Source organism: Ureibacillus xyleni, assembly GCF_900217795.1.
In the GTDB taxonomy this organism is placed as follows: Bacteria; Bacillota; Bacilli; order Bacillales_A; family Planococcaceae; genus Ureibacillus; species Ureibacillus xyleni.
Genome location: NZ_OBMQ01000001.1, coordinates 174,998 through 192,082 on the forward strand (window position 1 = coordinate 174,998; position 17,085 = coordinate 192,082).

General features: G+C 34.8%; 14 protein-coding genes and 1 pseudogene. 10 read left to right on the top strand and 5 right to left on the bottom strand.

Annotated features, from left to right (window positions below):
• Positions 1 to 137: 137 nt before the first annotated feature.
• From CRO00_RS00880 to CRO00_RS00895, 4 genes are read right to left on the bottom strand one after another with little or no spacing between them, the layout of a single operon-like run.
• Positions 138 to 371, bottom strand: coding sequence for a hypothetical protein (locus CRO00_RS00880; protein ID WP_097071767.1), 234 nt, complete (start codon positions 369 to 371; stop codon positions 138 to 140).
• A complete protein-coding gene (locus CRO00_RS00885) occupies positions 368 to 1,258 on the bottom strand; it encodes a tyrosine-type recombinase/integrase (protein WP_097071768.1) in 891 nt (296 codons plus the stop codon). The genes CRO00_RS00880 and CRO00_RS00885 overlap by 4 nt, the downstream gene beginning before the upstream one ends.
• Positions 1,255 to 1,947, bottom strand: a complete 693-nt coding sequence (locus CRO00_RS00890) for a hypothetical protein (protein ID WP_097071769.1) — start codon at positions 1,945 to 1,947, stop codon at positions 1,255 to 1,257. The genes CRO00_RS00885 and CRO00_RS00890 overlap by 4 nt, the downstream gene beginning before the upstream one ends.
• Positions 1,948 to 1,955: 8 nt before the next feature.
• Positions 1,956 to 2,108 (bottom strand): helix-turn-helix domain-containing protein, encoded by a 153-nt coding sequence (locus tag CRO00_RS00895; RefSeq protein ID WP_097071770.1) that lies wholly within the window; start codon positions 2,106 to 2,108, stop codon positions 1,956 to 1,958.
• A 267-nt stretch (positions 2,109 to 2,375) separates the two neighbouring features.
• Between CRO00_RS00895 and CRO00_RS00900 the strand changes: the two genes are divergently transcribed.
• The 5 genes from CRO00_RS00900 to CRO00_RS00920 all read left to right on the top strand — a co-directional run bounded on the left by CRO00_RS00900 (position 2,376) and on the right by CRO00_RS00920 (position 8,866).
• A complete protein-coding gene (locus CRO00_RS00900) occupies positions 2,376 to 4,424 on the top strand; it encodes an RNA-binding domain-containing protein (protein WP_097071771.1) in 2,049 nt (682 codons plus the stop codon).
• A gap of 133 nt (positions 4,425 to 4,557) precedes the next feature.
• Positions 4,558 to 6,690: an Ig-like domain-containing protein gene (locus CRO00_RS00905; protein WP_097071772.1), complete on the top strand. Its 2,133-nt coding sequence runs from the start codon at positions 4,558 to 4,560 to the stop codon at positions 6,688 to 6,690.
• A 932-nt stretch (positions 6,691 to 7,622) separates the two neighbouring features.
• The gene (locus CRO00_RS00910; protein ID WP_097071773.1) at positions 7,623 to 7,913 is read left to right on the top strand and encodes a hypothetical protein; all 291 of its coding nucleotides are present in this window, start codon (positions 7,623 to 7,625) and stop codon (positions 7,911 to 7,913) included.
• Positions 7,914 to 8,074: 161 nt separating this feature from the next.
• On the top strand, positions 8,075 to 8,539 hold the full coding sequence (locus CRO00_RS00915) for a JAB domain-containing protein (RefSeq protein ID WP_097071774.1): 465 nt from the start codon (positions 8,075 to 8,077) through the stop codon (positions 8,537 to 8,539).
• Between the two features lie 9 nt (positions 8,540 to 8,548).
• Positions 8,549 to 8,866 carry a hypothetical protein gene (locus CRO00_RS00920; RefSeq protein ID WP_097071775.1) on the top strand — a complete coding sequence of 106 codons (318 nt, stop codon included), beginning with the start codon at positions 8,549 to 8,551 and terminating at the stop codon, positions 8,864 to 8,866.
• Between the two features lie 108 nt (positions 8,867 to 8,974).
• On the opposite strand, the pseudogene CRO00_RS00925 reads toward CRO00_RS00920, so the two are convergent.
• Positions 8,975 to 10,109, bottom strand: a pseudogene (locus CRO00_RS00925) (IS3 family transposase).
• 291 nt (positions 10,110 to 10,400) lie between these two features.
• Between CRO00_RS00925 and CRO00_RS00930 the strand changes: the two are divergent.
• The 5 genes from CRO00_RS00930 to CRO00_RS20055 all read left to right on the top strand — a co-directional run.
• Positions 10,401 to 10,778 (top strand): hypothetical protein, encoded by a 378-nt coding sequence (locus CRO00_RS00930; protein WP_097071776.1) that lies wholly within the window; start codon positions 10,401 to 10,403, stop codon positions 10,776 to 10,778.
• 110 nt (positions 10,779 to 10,888) lie between these two features.
• Positions 10,889 to 11,287 carry a hypothetical protein gene (locus CRO00_RS00935; RefSeq protein ID WP_097071777.1) on the top strand — a complete coding sequence of 133 codons (399 nt, stop codon included), beginning with the start codon at positions 10,889 to 10,891 and terminating at the stop codon, positions 11,285 to 11,287.
• Positions 11,288 to 11,549: 262 nt separating this feature from the next.
• Complete coding sequence (locus CRO00_RS00940) at positions 11,550 to 12,362, top strand: S8 family peptidase (RefSeq protein WP_237658310.1); 813 nt, start codon at positions 11,550 to 11,552, stop codon at positions 12,360 to 12,362.
• 243 nt (positions 12,363 to 12,605) lie between these two features.
• Positions 12,606 to 14,090, top strand: coding sequence for an Ig-like domain-containing domain (locus CRO00_RS00945; RefSeq protein ID WP_097071779.1), 1,485 nt, complete (start codon positions 12,606 to 12,608; stop codon positions 14,088 to 14,090).
• Between the two features lie 447 nt (positions 14,091 to 14,537).
• On the top strand, positions 14,538 to 17,085 hold a 2,548-nt coding region (locus tag CRO00_RS20055), incomplete at its 3' end, for an InlB B-repeat-containing protein (RefSeq protein ID WP_202615597.1).

Genomic DNA, 17,085 nt, shown 5'->3' on the forward strand with positions numbered 1-17,085 from the left:
GAAGTTATTTTGAATAGATGGAATAAATGATGGTAACAATTATAGTAAGGATATGGTAACTATTAATGGTAACCATAAGTGTGTGTTTAAGGCACAGAAAAAAGAGATACTCTCTGCTCAGAGTATCCCTTTTCTACCTAAATAAACACATATTCGCTTGACGGATTGCTATGTTGCTTTGTCAGGGTTTCATAGCAATCCCAAAAGAGTGGATCAATATCCGTTAGTTCTTTTCTGTTTTCTACAGCTATGCTTCTTTTGTTAGGGTTAATTTGTTTATGTCTTAACCATAGTGCCTGTTCTACCGTAAGATTATGTTCACGAAGTAGTATGGCGATCATGGTGATTTGAAGAAGATGTTGAAATCTCATGTTAGTTTCTCCATCGCTGGTCTCAAATCTTCTACATTTAAATGTTGATATCGTGCAGTAGAACGAAAATCGGTATGCCCTAAAACAGAAGCAATATATTTTTGGTCAACACCTAGTAGAGTTAAGTGTGTAGCTGTACAATGTCGTATTACATGAGGTGTTACTCGTTTTGTAATGTTGCACTGTTTGACGATTTTTTTAAGATTTACACGAACATCGGCTGCACTGATTGGTTTGTTGATAAATTTAGGAGATGGAAACAAATAATCCGATCCATTATTCCTTGTTTTCAACATATAGTCACTTAACAATTCATGCAGTGTAGGATGAAGTGGTAAATAAAGATCTCTTCCACCTTTAATACGCGGAAAATAGATTTTATTATTCTTCAAATCGATGTTTTGTTTTAACAAAGTTCGGGCGGCAGTAATCCTTGAACCAGTATAATAAATCAAGTTTAATAAAGCGTAGTGAAGTTCTGAAAGTTCTTTTGCAGTAGATAAAATTAGTTTCATTTCATCTGGATCTAGGATTTCTGGCAATGGGACATATACGTTTCTTGTTGTAATACCAAGCGTTGGATTCGTTTTAAAATCTAACTCAATTACAAGGTACTTGTACAAAGAACGCACACTGGAAAAGTATCGGGCAATTGAATTTGGCTTATAGGTTTGATCGCGTAAGAAATCAAGATATTCAAGAATATCATCTTTATTAATTTCTTCTGTTAGGATGTAGCCATCATATAAATCATACATAAAGGCAGTAAATTTCTTTAAATCCTTTTCGTAGCCATTAATTGTTTCGGGTGAGTAGTTCTTTCTCTTTAAATGTCGAAAAAACTTTTTCGTATAAACAGGTAGATCAAAATTTGGCTGAACAATCATTGAGCTAATACCTCAACTTCCTGTTGCATCTCTTGTGTTGAATTTAGTTTATGGTAGTTGTGAACATACCAAGCTAATTTTGGATCCGAATAGTGTAACTCCAAAGATAGTAAGTCATTTGTAAATAGATACTGATATTGCTCGCGGTAAGACACGTTTGGACTTAACCATAGAATATTTAATACTTTTTGTGGCTCATCAATATGTTGAATGGTTTCATCTGTTGCATAAGAAACGGAGCATTCACCTAACCAATTTTCGAATAGACTCAGTTGTTTCCGATCTTCATATAACAGCTGCATGTGCAATACGTTATGATTCCACTGTAATTGAAAGTACAAGTGACCACTTGGTAAACTAATGTAGCCCTTTTGATTATTTGGCTCACTATTTCGTTCTTCGCTTTCAGAAAACCAAGCCATTTTTAGCTGCGTGATATTTCGCTTAATATCTGAAATATCATAAGGTGTCAAAAGATTGTACAGAGTTTGTTGTATCTGTTCCTTAAATTTTTCAACCAGTGAAGTCTGTATGTCTTTGTTTAATTTCATTAAGAGAGCATTTAGTTCTCCGATTGTATCTGTTGGTTCAAAAAGAGATAACTGAAGTTGGGATGTTTCCACAGATTGCGATTGAAGTTCTAGTAATTCATCTAATGACACACGGAAGAAATCGGCATACTTTTTCAACAATTCCTCTAAACTTTCCTTGTTCCTTTCTCTAAAAACCCTACATAACTATGAGAAATTCCTAAAACCTCCGCCAATCCAGTAATGGTTAAGTTGTGCTTGTTGCGTAACTCCTTTAATCGATTCCCAAGAGCTACTGTTCGTTCATTGTTACTACTCATTTTTATCCTCCTTTTAAAATAGTGAAATAATTAAAATCCTACCCACCTTTCTACATGGTCTAAAGGACATTTTTTCCAAAAATATTAACAATTAACCATTTAAATGGAATATTTTTAAAACAACTACATTTCGAACTATTATGTAAATACAGTTAGGTTTAATTCAGCTGACAAAGGAAACACTTTGTCTAAAAATGCGATACTAGTGATTGTATTAGATTTTCAATATATAATAGGGATACCAACAAACGAAGAGGTGGTGTAAACATGACCGAAGAAGAAATTTGGCAATTAATCGATGAAGGGGAAACTACGGAACTAGAATGTAAGCAAGCAGAGGGTGGTTTACCGAAAGATATGTGGTCTACTTATTCAGCTTTTGCTAATACAAACGGCGGTATTATTTTATTAGGAGTAAGAGAAGATAGAAAAACAGGGATCTTTACTCCACAAAATGTAGACACCAATAAGTTGATGAAGGATTTTTGGGATAATATTAATAATCCTCAAAAAATTAGTTGGAATATATTAAACAATGAAGATGTTACACCAGTACAAATGGGTGACGCAACGATATTGAAAATCGTTGTGCCACGAGCGACAAGAGAGCAAAAGCCTGTTTATCAGGGCCAAAACCCTTATATCGGAACATATCGTAGAAACTATGAGGGAGATTATCGTTGTTCTGAGAACGAAGTAAATCGGATGATTGCTGAAAAAACATCCGCTGCTCAAGATAGTTATATTCTTGAAAATTACACAATGGACGATTTGGATAAAACCTCATTTAAAAGTTATCGACAACGATTCGCAACGTTGAAACCGGATAATCATTGGAACGAGGTAGATGATAAAGAGTTTCTACGTTTATTAGGTGGTTGGAAAAAAGACCGAAAAGAAAATAAAGAAGGTTTAACAGTTGCAGGTTTGTTAATGTTTGGAAAGGAAACTGCAATTACCGAATATTTTCCACACTACTTCCTAGATTATCGTGAAAAAATTTCTACTATACCTGATCAACGTTGGTCACATCGTATTACATCTCAAGATGGCAATTGGTCAGGAAATCTATATGATTTCTACTTTAAAGTGATTGGTCGTCTAACTGCTGATATTAATGTTCCCTTTTTAATCGAAGGAGATGAATTAATGAGACAGTCTGACACTCGTGTTCATAAGGCATTGCGAGAAGCCGTTTTAAACACGTTGATTCATGCAGATTATCATGTGCAAGGAAATATTTTAATTGAAAAAGAGAAAAATGTTTTTAAATTTTCAAACCCCGGTACTTTACGAATTTCTGTAGAGAAAGCTATAGCTGGAGGACATACAGATCCTCGAAATCCAATTATTTTTAGGATGTTTGCACAATTAGGTTTGGGAGAACGTTCAGGCTATGGTTTAGAAAGTATTCATAGTACATGGAAGCAACAACATTGGCGAAAACCAGCACTCGAAGAAGAATTTCAACCAGAAAAAGTGACACTGCTACTCTTCCCAGATATGTTGCTACCAAAAGATGTTTTAGAATTGCTAGAATTTAAGCTAGGGTCTAGATATAAAACCTTATCTTCTGATGAGGTTTTAGCATTAGTAATTGCTTACGAAGAAAAAAGCATCACGAATACACGTCTACAATCTTTAACAAATAAACATTCGCAGGAAATACTAAAAGTTCTAAGTACCTTAGTTGATGAAGAGTTTTTAGTACCTGAAGGCTATGGTAGAGGAACAAGGTATGTTCTATCTGATTTCTTTAATTTTAATAATGAAGATGAGCGAGTCGAATTTTTAGAGTTCAAATATAAAAAATCATTAGCAGAACTTGGAATAGAAGACGCTGATGCTAGATCTGTTGAGGAAAAAAAGAATCTACTTCAGGAAAAGACCGGTCTTAAAGGTGAAATGATAGGTCTTAACAAGAAAAACATAGGTCCTAATGAAAAAATGATAGGTCCTAACGAGAAAAATAACGACCTTAATGATGGGATGCTAATTCTTAACAAGGAAACGAGTAGACTTAAAGCGGAGAAGGGCAACACAGAGGAACAAGATGAGGTAATGGAACATTTACAATTAATTGCAGAACCCGCAAGAAATAAGATGCGCTTGAATTACGAAAAAATGGAGGCCATTATTTTAAAACTATGCTTAAATCAGTATTTGACCATAAAAGAGTTATCTGAACTATTAAATCGAGATTCCGACAGTCTAAGAAAAAGATATATTACACCATTACTTCAAGCAAATAAATTAGAACTACTCTATCCTGAAAACCCTCGACATAAGAAGCAAGCATATAAAACGAAAGCATAATTATGACAGTTTAAATTAAAACTTCACAACGGCTGATACGGAAATGATTTTGATGTCTCCTATCAGCTTTTTTCGTTATCTACAGAGTTTTAGAAGTGGCACTAATTCAGCATGTGCGATTAACCCTACATCTGTGAAAGTAACATTCAACCAAGAAGTAGAAGAACTTGCTAAAGCTGATGTAACTGTTACAAATAAAGAAGCAAACGTTAAACAATTAGTAAAATCTGTAGAATTAGCTGAAGATGGCAAATCTGCTACTGTTACTTTCTATGATGCATTAACTGAAGATGCAACATACACAGTTGCAGTTAAAGATGCGGGTAGCTCAGAATTTACATTTGTTGTTGGGGTTCCTACAACAATTGAAGTTAAAGAAACTCAAGCATTTGCAAAAGATGCTGCTAATGCAAAAGTAAGCTATAAAGTTCTAGATGAGAATGGCTTAGATATTACTGCAGACGTGGAAAATGTTGAATTCCAATCAACTAGTGCAATTGTTAACTCAAGTACAGGTGCTATTACAACTTCAAGCACAGGATCAGCTTTCGTATATGTTGTAGTGACTAAAGAAGATGGCACAGAATTAAAATCAAATCGTATTACTGTAAAAGTTGAAGAAGCTTCTGCCAAGTCACTTGATGAAGTAACTATTGGTGCACAAGCTTTAAATCCTGGATTCGGTGCAGCTAATTATAAACAAGAATTAAGAGTTTCTAAAGATAATGCTTCTGCATATATTCATGTTTTAGGACAAAATCAATTTGGTAATGATGTTGATTATACTTCTGCAGCTAAATTTGAATCATTAGATTTAGATGTTGCAGTTGTTGATGCAAGTACTGGTTTAATTACACCAATTAAAGCTGGTAAATTTGCTGTTAAAGTTACTGTAGGTTCAGTTACAAAAACTGTGGAATTAGAGGTTTTAGCATCTTCTGAGGCTACAACTATCGAAACAGATAAAACTTCAGTAACATTATCTAATAAAGCTACATCACCTGAAGTGATTGAAGTTACTGTAAAAGATCAACATGATTTAGAAACATCAGATGCTGTAACAGCTACAGTTAAAACTGGTGATAAATTAATTACTGTCGCTGACAATCAAGACGGTACATTCTCAATTTCACCAAAAGCTGATGCGAAAGCTGGTACTGCAACAATTGAATTTAAAGTATCAGATACTGTAAAAACTACTGTTAATGTTGTAATTACAGAAGCTGGTAATGTTGATGCATATGCAGTTAAAGAATTTGCGGCTAAATTAGATGTGAATTCATCAAATACTGCAAATCCAAAAACTCCTTCTTCAATGACACCTGCTATTATTCCAGTTGATGCTAATGGAGTACAAGCTGGGGCTGCTGTTGGAAATTCAAGATTTGTAGTTAAAGATTCTGAAGGCGTAGAAGTGAAATCTGGACAAACTAATATTGGTGCAGATGGTACAATTGCTGCAAGTGAATTTGCTAAAGTTGGTACTTATACTGTAGAAGCCTATGTTGGTAATGTGTTAGTAGATACTAAGACAGTTGAAGTAGTTGATACTACTCCTAAACCAACGTTAGAATTCACATCTACATCTATCACAGATGCTGATAAAGATGGAGATTTATTCGATGAACTTGCTGGTAAATTATCTGCAACTTTAGGTGATAACACTTATACTATTGCTGACCAAACTAATACTTTAATAGTTGATTCAGTTAAATTCATCTCATCAAATTCAGATGTTGTTGCATCAGCGACTCAAGCTGCAAATACTGTAGATGTATTAAATCCAGGTACAGCGAATCTATTAATTGGTGAAGTTACAGTAACTATTGGTCAAACACAATACACAATTGATATGAAAAACTTCAAATTAGTAGCTGACGCAACTGCTGCTCAAACAGCTCCAGCAAACAGTGCTCAAACAGCAACAGTTAATGGTTTAACTACAGATAATGCTAGATTCTTAGTATTTGGTTTAGTAGGACAAAGTAGTGCACAAACACCATCTACTTTAGCAGAAGTGAAAGCTTATATTGATAGTACGTATGATGTAAATTTTGATACTTCAAAGATTTCAGTTGATGATGCTACTGGTGAACTAACAGTTTCAAATGGTTTATTAAGTGCTGCAGACTGGAAAAAAGTTAAACAAAATGGCAATAAATCTCTACCGTACAAAATCACATTAGATGGTACTGGTAAAAAAGTTAAAATTGCTATGTATGCAGATGGTACTGCAGTTATTGAAGATACACGTTCTGCTGAATAATTAAACGAAACGTTACTTCATAAACTAGTAATCTAGTGAAAGAAGTGGAAATGACACCTCATGATGTGATAGCTTAGACAAGTTTGATTTTCATGAGGTGTTTTTCTAACTATTACTTCCACTTATTAGGTGAAATTCCTAATCGTGATAACAGCCTTTTTATCATGTGCCTAATCCTCCTGCATCCAGTGAGGCTCTAACAAGCCAAAGGGGTGAAGTCAGGTGAAGTCGTACTCGAAGAATCGAGGCGGGGCTCTTTAAAAGGTGACTATGGTCAGGCAGACGAATCCATGTAGGCAGGGTGAGGTAGTGAGTGCTAAGACATAAGCTAGCAGGTTGGCATTCATCCTTATATTTGAGATAATATAATTGGCGATTGGAACAATTCAGGCTGTTAAACCAGTCGTTCTCATTCCTGAATAGTGGAGACCTAAGGTCATCAAAACAAGGGATAGAAGTAATGGAACGTTTGAAGTCTTGCTAGAATAGGTGAGTTAGCACCAGTGAAGCTAGTAAGATGGCGGCGGGTTCATAGTAGTGTCGATCGCTAGCCGTTTGGACTTGCATGGTAACATGCGAGAAGGGGAAAACTAGCAGGAACGAAGGAACCCAGTCAGTAGTATATATTCTAATAAAGCTTATTTCCCCAAATTTAAGCTTAAGCATACAAATTAATAGAGCCAATCAGATTAATCGATTGGCTCTATATTTTTGATTTTCATATGGGTATTAATTACTATGTAAATATTTGGTATTTAATAAATATATAAATTCTTAGGCCTTAATTAATAAAGAAATGAAATTATAGTAAAATATGTACTGATAGATCGCCGTGTGCGTTGAAAGACGCCTGCACGGTGAAGGCTCGTTATAAACCGAAATAGATAGAAGGATAAGACGAGAATAGCGAACCAGAAATACAAGATTTTACATTGTCGGGATATAAAGGTGATGGTGTTTTAACATTCGCCTTTAATGCAAAACCAGATGCAACTAGTATTGTAGTGATGCAATCAACTGATAATGGAAGCACTTGGACTGAGTCTAATATTATCTCTATTTATAAAAATGGTAGCTTCCAAACTGGAGTTACAATATTAGATGAAACTCATAATGGTGTAAGAATTGATGGACTAGTTCATGGTATAACGTATAAATTTAAAATGGTTATTATTGGTGGAAGTTATGCTGGAAATACAAATGTAATTACTCACACATATTAATTACTACTAATTGACAAATGTAAGTTTGGTAAGATGCTGTCTGTACAATCATAGCCGTAACAACCGTACATTTAATCATATATTATATCCTTGAAATATCAATTACAGCCTTTCATTCCAAATGGAATGAAGGGCTATTTTCATTTTAAGGAGGAAACATCATGGAAAAAAATCAAAAGAAACAACCAGCAAAACGCATTCAGCTAGTCGATGTCGTACTAGAAAGAAAGGGATCGCAGCTGTTCAGTGGCAAACGTGTTCGCTCACCAGAAGATGCCGCAAACATCATTCGTGACTTCATCGGAGATAGCGACAGAGAGCGCTTTGTGGTGCTAGGAATGTCAACGAAAAATGAGCCACAAGTGTTACAAGTCGTTCACACTGGCTCAATCAACGCATCGATTGTGCATCCGAGAGATGTCATGAAAGCTTTAATTTTAGCAAATTGTGCAAGCTGCGTAGTAGGGCATAACCATCCTTCCAATGATGTAACACCATCACCAGAAGACATTGAAGTGACTGAAAGATTAGTAGAAGCAGGGAAAATACTTGGCATTGATGTTCTTGACCATGTCATTTTGTCTTCTCATTCATTTTTATCATTAAAAGAGAAAGGCTATATGTAGGTGATGCACATGAATACAATCTTACGGATTTCAGAAGTATTGTTTCAAAAGTATGGTTACTATGTTCCCATCTCAGAAATTGGATACGAGAGCAATAGTTTTTACAAAGAAGAGATTGACGAACAGCTAGTACCGCCATTTTTCCTAGAGCATCTTGAAGATCCAATTCAAACAGAGTGTGCTAACTATACAGATGCAGAAGGTAACTACTATTTGGTCATTCAAGTTGAAATTGGTGAACTGGATCTACGTCAAGTTTTTGGACACAATCTGCCTAAGTTTTTTCTTGGGCAACATCCCAAATGGATTGTTCCACACCCCAAGTAGCCCGTCACAGTGAAAAGAGCCTTTGACCGCCTACTTGGGATGTAGAGCGAAAAAGATACGGATGTTGCCGAACAAAAATGTTGGGGAGGGAATCTCCATCATCCCCGTTTACGCTGCAGCACGACAGATTTTTTCAAAAACATCTGGTGATAAATAGCCAATACTGCCATGAATTCGTTTTCGGTTGTACCAACCTTCGATGTAGCGGAACAGTGCAATTCGAGCGGTTTCAAAATTGGCGTAGCGTGTACGGTAGACTTCTTCTTTTTTCAACGTCGCATGGAACGATTCAATGCACGCATTATCGTACGGACACCCTTTTCGACTGTAAGAAGGTGTGATGCCATAGTGCTCGAGCTTTTTACGAAAATCTTCGCTTGTATATTGCGTTCCTAGATCTGTATGCAAAATCAAGCCTGGTGCGGGCTGCTGGGCCATCACGGCGTTTTCGAGCGCGTCTAAAACAAGGTCCACCGTCATACGGCGCCCAAACTTAAAGCCTACTATCTTTTTTGTATGTAAATCTTGTACCGACGCCAAATAGCACCAGCCGTCCTGAACGGTATGGATATACGTAATGTCAGCCACCCATTTTTCATTGATGGTTTCGGTTGTGAAATCTTGTTCGAGTACGTTTTCACGTTCTTCCACTGGGGTGCTAGATGAAGCCGGTTTATACTTTTTTACGATGTTCGAACGGATGCCTGCATGTTTCATAATACGCTGTACGCGATCAATACTGCCTGTATAACCTTCTTGCTTTAAGATGGCAAAGATTTTCGGTGCTCCGTATCGTCCACCACTGTCTGTGTGGATTTCCCGAATGCGTACTAAAAGCTTCTCATTGGCGACATGATAGCTGTTTGGCTTCTTATGAAACGATTGATAATATGTACTTTTAGGCATCTTTAATACCTGACACATCAGCTGAACAGGCTGATGCGCGCTTTCCTTTTCAATGTGATCGATGAGTTCTTGGTCGTCTATTTTTGCGCGAATATGGTCATAGCCTTTTTTAGGATTTCTACCTCTTGTTTCAAACGTAGATTTTCCTTCTGGATGGCAGCGACTTCAGCTGCCGTTAACTCATTTGTCCCTTCAATCGGAGAATGAAGTTTAATCCATTTATAAATAGTAACTTCGATACACCATATTCGCTTGATAACTGATTGACCGGTGTGCCAGAGCGATAAAGCTCCACCACAGTTTGTTTGAACTCTTGATTATACTTTTTTTGATTCATGCCGGACACGTCCTCTCATATAAGTTATTTTACTGACTTAGCGTGAGTGTGTCTATAACTCTATATTACATCCAGAGTAATGCACAGAAACTAATTGAGTATTAAATAAGGCTTATATAGTTACCATAACCAATTTCCATATATTTAATTCCGTTTTTTTAGGATTATTTAGACTATTATTTAAATAATGATTATTGGAAAAATTACTATTCTGTGAAAAAATGGTATTGGTTAATGCAAATTAATCCAGTATAATTAAACTTAGGAATCAATGAGAGGAGTTTTATAAAGGTGAGAAAAATTAAAAGTTTATTATTATCGTCTATTCTATTATTAGGACTAGTAATGATAATTCCGACTAATGTAACACAAGCTTCACCGGGCAATCCAACAGACGGATTTTATGTTGATAACAAGTTAGTAAAGTCATATGCTGAACTTGGTAAAATGCAAAAAAGAGAAGTGAAAATATTTCTTAAATCTTCACTTAGATCAACAAAACCGACATATGTTGTAGTAGCCGGAAGTGTATACAAATTTGTAGATGTTGCTTTATACACACCAGGGAAACCATTACCTTCACAAACTGTCGCAGATTATGAATTGAAAAATGGTAAGTTAAATGACACTGTTGAGAGCACAGAATTTGAGGTAATTGGAATAGAATAAAATAAAAGTTTCTAAAAGTTCTGCAATTAATTTTGTAGGACTTTTATTGTTAGCAAAGGATAATATAAATTCTCTGAAATTTGGTTTTCAAAATTAGCAAGGGGGTAACCATGAAAAAATTAGTAAGTATTACTTTAATATTAATGTTAATTGCATTAGTAACAGCATGCTCAGAAGATAAAGGAAAGGAAATTCCGGATGAAGCAACCAAAGAGAAGATTGATAACATCATAAGTGTTACACAAATAATCCAAGAGTATGAGATTATTACTGAATCAACGATTAAGAACGTTCAAGTAAGTAAGTTTAATTATGATTACGAAATAATTAATAAAAGCGAATATGTCGTTGGGCATTTGGAATTACATAAAGATGTAAGTAAAGAAGATGCAAAAGTTTTAGCAGAAAAGCTATATTCAGATTTCTCAACCGTGGATAAAACAACACCCACAGTTATAAAAGTTTATCAAAATAGCAAAAAAATATTACAGATTCCTGAGGGTAAGTAAATGTTCATACATACTAAGGTTCTCAAATGAAATTCTTTTCTAAAGGCAAGTCAACATGTGTGTAGTAGCACTTTTTGAGTTGTTGTTGTGCAAAAAAAAACTAATCTTTTTGTGCCCAAACTCTTGACGTAGTTACATGATGCAGTAGCTGTAAAAAGGGTAACTTAAATGTTAATAATACTGTCTAAGACTATGAAAAAAATTAAACATACACGCTTTATAGAATATATGTGTTATTGCGGGTGATTTACCTGTGAACATCATGCCTATAAAAGCTGCAACAGCAAGTGGTAGTTTAAGTGTATCAAATGTAGTGAAGGCAATTGATTATGCAATTGAGCAACAGGTAGATATTATTAATATGAGTTTTGGCGCAACCTCACCTAATCCAATAGAAGAAAAAGCAATCCAATCCGCTATTGAGGCTGGTATTATCGTGATTAGTTCTTCTGGAAATAGTGGTAAAAGACAAAATTACTATCCCGCGTCATATAAAAATGTAATTAGTGTTGGTGCAATTGATGAACAAGAAAAAAGAGCGAGTTTTTCATCCTATAACCCATACGTCGATTTTGTCGCACCCGCAGTACATATCAATACATATAATAATAGTTTTGTAGAACCATTTATTACTGTAAAAGGCACATCATTTGCAAGTCCATATTTTGCGGGGGTGTTAGCTTCATTACATACGTTATTTATTGAGGAAAATGCGGTGGATTCACTTTTACCATTCACAAAAGATTTAGGAAATCCCGGGAAAGATGAGGAGTATGGACATGAATTCGTTCAACCTTTTGAAGCTTTAAATGTGTTAAGAGGTGAGCCGAGGGAAGTTGTTAGAATCAATGACCCAAAAAAGGAATGGGCAATTACTTTTAATCAGCCAGTAAATATAGAGAGCATTACAAATCACACCGTTTCTATTGTTAAAGGTAGCGGATTGCTTGAGAATATTGATGTAGAGTATTCACTTAGTAAGGTTTTAAAAACTATATATCTAAAACCTAGTCATAATTTAGACTCAGGCAATTATTGGCTTATCGTAAACCATAAAAATTCTCTCAAATACTAAAAAAAACTAAAAGAAACAACGATGGTAAAATTTATAGTTGAATAAAGGGCAAAATGGAAGCGTCTCTGAAAAAAAAGAAACGAGAACGATCTTATGTGATAGATTGTTCTCGTTTTTATTGAGTCTAATTCTTTTTGGTTATACAACAAATACTTTAGTGATTTAATAAAGTGAATTATTACATGAGTAAATATTGTTATAATGGTATAATGGGTATTAATTACATAAGGGGGAAATATTATTGTGAAATACATAAAAATAGTATTAGCCTTGTTAATTTTTATTGGTTGTGCACCTTTTACAAACAATGTTAGTGCTAGCGAAGTTGATTTGGTTCAAAAGTTGTGGGATGGAACGAATGGTCGATTAATAGAGGCAATGACTACGAGTAGTAATGAAACAATTGCGCTAGTTCACGAGAAAGATAGAAAACGTTCTATTGTAAAGTTTAGTGAAGATGGACAAGTATTAAAGAAGCACACCTTTGATAACTACGGAGCCATCAGAATTTTCAAAGACAAGGCAGGAAAAGTGTTTGTACCAGTTTTTGTGGAGCCAAATATTTTAATGGTTTATAATGAGGACCTAACAAAGATTTGGATTGAAAATGCTTTTGTACGACCAGAAGACGAGTACATTTATTCATCTTTTAGTCTCCATCAAGATGGGGACAATATTCTTTTGAATAACCTTCGTCAAACAAAAGGTACTGCATCTTCTAATGACCTTTTTGTTTTTTCACCTGAAGGAATAGAGCTCGAAATTTATCGCGATAAGGAGTTTGATTTTTATCCTATAGGTCGCACTGATGCTGGACATTTATATTACCATAAGATAAATCTTTATGGAAAAGATCCTAATCCGATTCGCACGAACTTTAACTTCTCCGCTTATGGTTTTGAACACGGTGTTTATTCGGAAGTGTCATACCTTTATGAATATAAAGATTTTGATATTGCCGAGTTAACAGAGAATGAACGTATGGTAGTTAAATTCGATAAATATGGTAGTGTTTTAGGTACCCAAACGATTGAAGGTTCATATTTACTGGCAACAGATGATTACGCCTTTATACGAGGATCTTTTGGACCAAGCTACCGATTGGATTTAAATACATTAAAATTAACGAAATATAATATTAGCGAAGAAAGTTTACCTGATTATAATTCAGAAGCAAATGCCATTTCGGATGGTGAAAAAGTGCATATACTAGATGATGCAGGTTATATTTCACATTCCATTCAAGCTTCTGGTGATGTGCATAATATTTCAGAAAAGTATATTGCAGTTACTTCTAAAGATAGGTTAGCGGTTTACGAACGTGAATCAGGAGATAAAGTCGGTGAAGTATCTGGGAATTATGACAGAGTTTATCCAGGGAAAAATGACAACGGATTTTATGCGACAAACGATGACAGTTGGGCATATTATTCAATTGGCAAGGCAAATGTAGGACCAACGTATGAACCAACAAAACAATGGACAATTTCGTTTAGCACGGAAATTGATGCATCTACTGTAACACCTACAACAATCTACGTAACAAATAAAGAAGGCCAAAAAGCAGCTGTTGCAACAAAAGTAGAGGGTTCAAAAATCTACCTCAGCGCACCAGCATCCGGTTATGTATCGGGCGAAACCTATACATTGCATATTACAGATGCAGTTAAAGCAAAATCTGGTTCAAAATTAAAGAATGGTGTAACGAAAGTGTTTTCAATTCGATAGAAAATGAGGCTTAGCATTGGACGCAATCCACATGCTCAGCCTTTTTTATTATCTAGAAAACTCTCATCCAAATGATGTATGAAACCCAATACACGCATTTGTCTCTACAACCTGCTTTATCAGTAAATGGCAACCTCAACTAGCTTTGTAAGCTTTAATTTTTTCTTGTCCACCCAACATTTCAAAATCATATTGCTCTAAATCATCTATTCTAGATTTTGTAATGAAAAATAAAGCAAGGTGTATAACTTCACAGTAAAACTATTGATTGAAACTTTAATTTAACTAGAAAACTTCCATCTTGAATTTCCACCATACTTGCACTTATTGTGGTACTTTATAACTATACTTAATTAGGTATATATAATTAATTTGTAATTATTTAACCTATTTTTAATAAATAAGGTATATATAATAATTATTTACTTTTATAGGGGGTGTTAAAGAGTGAGGAGAAAAATACAAAAACTTAAGCATATAAATAAAGCTAGTTACAAACAATTCAATACTCTAACGTTAATATGTATCTTTACATTAAGTTTATTTATTATTCCAGTTGTTAGCTTTGCAAACGACGATATAAACCCTGTTCGAGTTGATATTGAAACAAATTCAATGGATTCTATTATTTATGATGCACCGATTGTAATAGGGGATAAATTACTTGTTGGATGGGCTGATCTTACAACAGGTCAATATTATCATTCCATTGTTGACAAAGCAGGAAATGTAGTCACAAATCCTATTAACTATGTAATTGACAAGAAAACTGATAGCACCAAAGTTTTTAAAAAGTTACTTGCAAACGGTTATATACTTGTTTATTGGTACAACCAGTCATTGAATAATATCTTAACAACAGATTGTTTTTTTAAGATAATTGATATAAATGGTATTGAAATTGTTCCAACGACAAAAATAAATTCACAACAAGGAGAACTTAATAGATTTACTGAAGTTGCGCAGCTTTCAAACGGTAATTTAGCTTTTGTTTGGGCGACTGATGGAAGTAATTATGCTCTAAGAAGGTTTACAACTGATGGTACACCAATCGATGCTAAACAAATTTCTATTACCTCTTTAGTTGGTATTGCTGGATCACAGTATACTCATAAAATTGCAGCTAATGAAAATGGTAGATTCATGATAATGTTAAAAAATTATTCTAGTCCTAACTATATTGGGATGATTTTTGAAAATAATTCTCAAGCGCCAATTCAAGTTGGGGGGCAAAATATGTTTACTATTTCAAGTGTTGGTGAAAATGGTGCGGATGGGATTCATCAACTAGTAGCCCTACCAAATGGAAAGTTTTTAACTGCGTATAGAAAGAAGATGGGGGCTGATACAAATACTAGAAGCCTAGCGTTAAAAATTTATAATGATGATGGATCGGTACATTTAGATGAGAAAGTTATTAGAACCCTTCATTCTTGGGGGGAAATTGAAGAGCCGGTAGTTACAGAAGGTGGATTTTATCTTTTCTCGTCCTATATTGATTTAAATAGTGGCACAAAGAATTATTATAATGAAGAATATAATATTGATGGTAGTTTAAAAGGGAATTTACAAATCATAGATAAACAATTAAATGAAACTTATGGGGCAAAATTTCGTTTCAGAGATATTGATGGGAAAATGTCATTATTAATAAATGATATTGAAATCACAGGTAGAACAGATTATGATACTTGGATTTTAAGGAATCAAACAATACAAGATAGTACTATAAACCCTAGTACTAGTAGCTTTAATAAGAATGTTACGAAACAAGCCGATGTGGTAGTCGAAATGGAGTTGAATGGTAATTCACTGACGAACATATCGAATAACGGAACGACACTTACTAAAGGTACTGACTATACATTATCAGGTAGTACAGTCACTATAAAAAAAGAATATCTTGCAACATTACAAGCAGGAACAACAACATTAAATTTTATTTTTAGTGCAGGGAAGTCGCAATCCCTAGTAATAACAATAGTAGATATACCAACTTACAAGATACTCTACAATGGAAATAATCATACTAGTGGTAATGTTCCTATTGATAGTAATGTTTATGAACAGAATACTAAAGTAACAGTTTTGGGTAATACTGGTGCTCTACAACGGACAGGCTACACATTTGAAGGTTGGAATACGGAATCAAATGGAAGTGGAATTAGCTATAGTGTGGGAGACACTTTTTCAATTACATCAAATGTAACTTTGTACGCAAAATGGAAAGTGAACGAATATACAGTAACATTCAAAAATCCAGATGGTACAGTATTGAAGACAGAAACCGTCCAACATGGGTCCAATGCCACAGCACCAGAAAATCCAACAAGAATAGGGCATACATTTACAGGTTGGGACAAAGGATTCACAAATATTACTGACGACTTAACTGTTACGGCGCAGTATCAAGTGAATGAGTATGACATTCATTTTGATAGTAAAGGTGGAAGTTCAGTAAGTTCACAAAAAGCAGACTATGGTTCTAAAATATCAGCTCCCGTACCACCAACAAAAGAAGGGTACAATTTTGCTGGATGGTATAAAGAAGAGAACTTAACCACTGCATGGAACTTTGCGACAGATACAGTTCCTGTAAATGGTATAACTCTTTATGCAAAGTGGACAATTAAAGAATATACAGTAACATTCAAAAATCCAGATGGTACAGTATTGAAGACAGAAACCGTCCAACATGGGTCCAATGCCACAGCACCAGAAAATCCAACAAGAATAGGGCATACATTTACAGGGTGGGACAAAGGATTCACAAATATTACTGACGACTTAACTGTTACGGCGCAGTATCAAGTGAATGAGTATGACATTCATTTTGATAGTAAAGGTGGAAGTTCAGTAAATTCACAAAAAGCAGAATATGGTTCTAAAATATCAGCTCCCGTACCACCAACAAAAGAAGGGTACAATTTTGCTGGATGGTATAAAGAAGAGAACTTAACCACTGCATGGAACTTTGCGACAGATACAGTTCCTG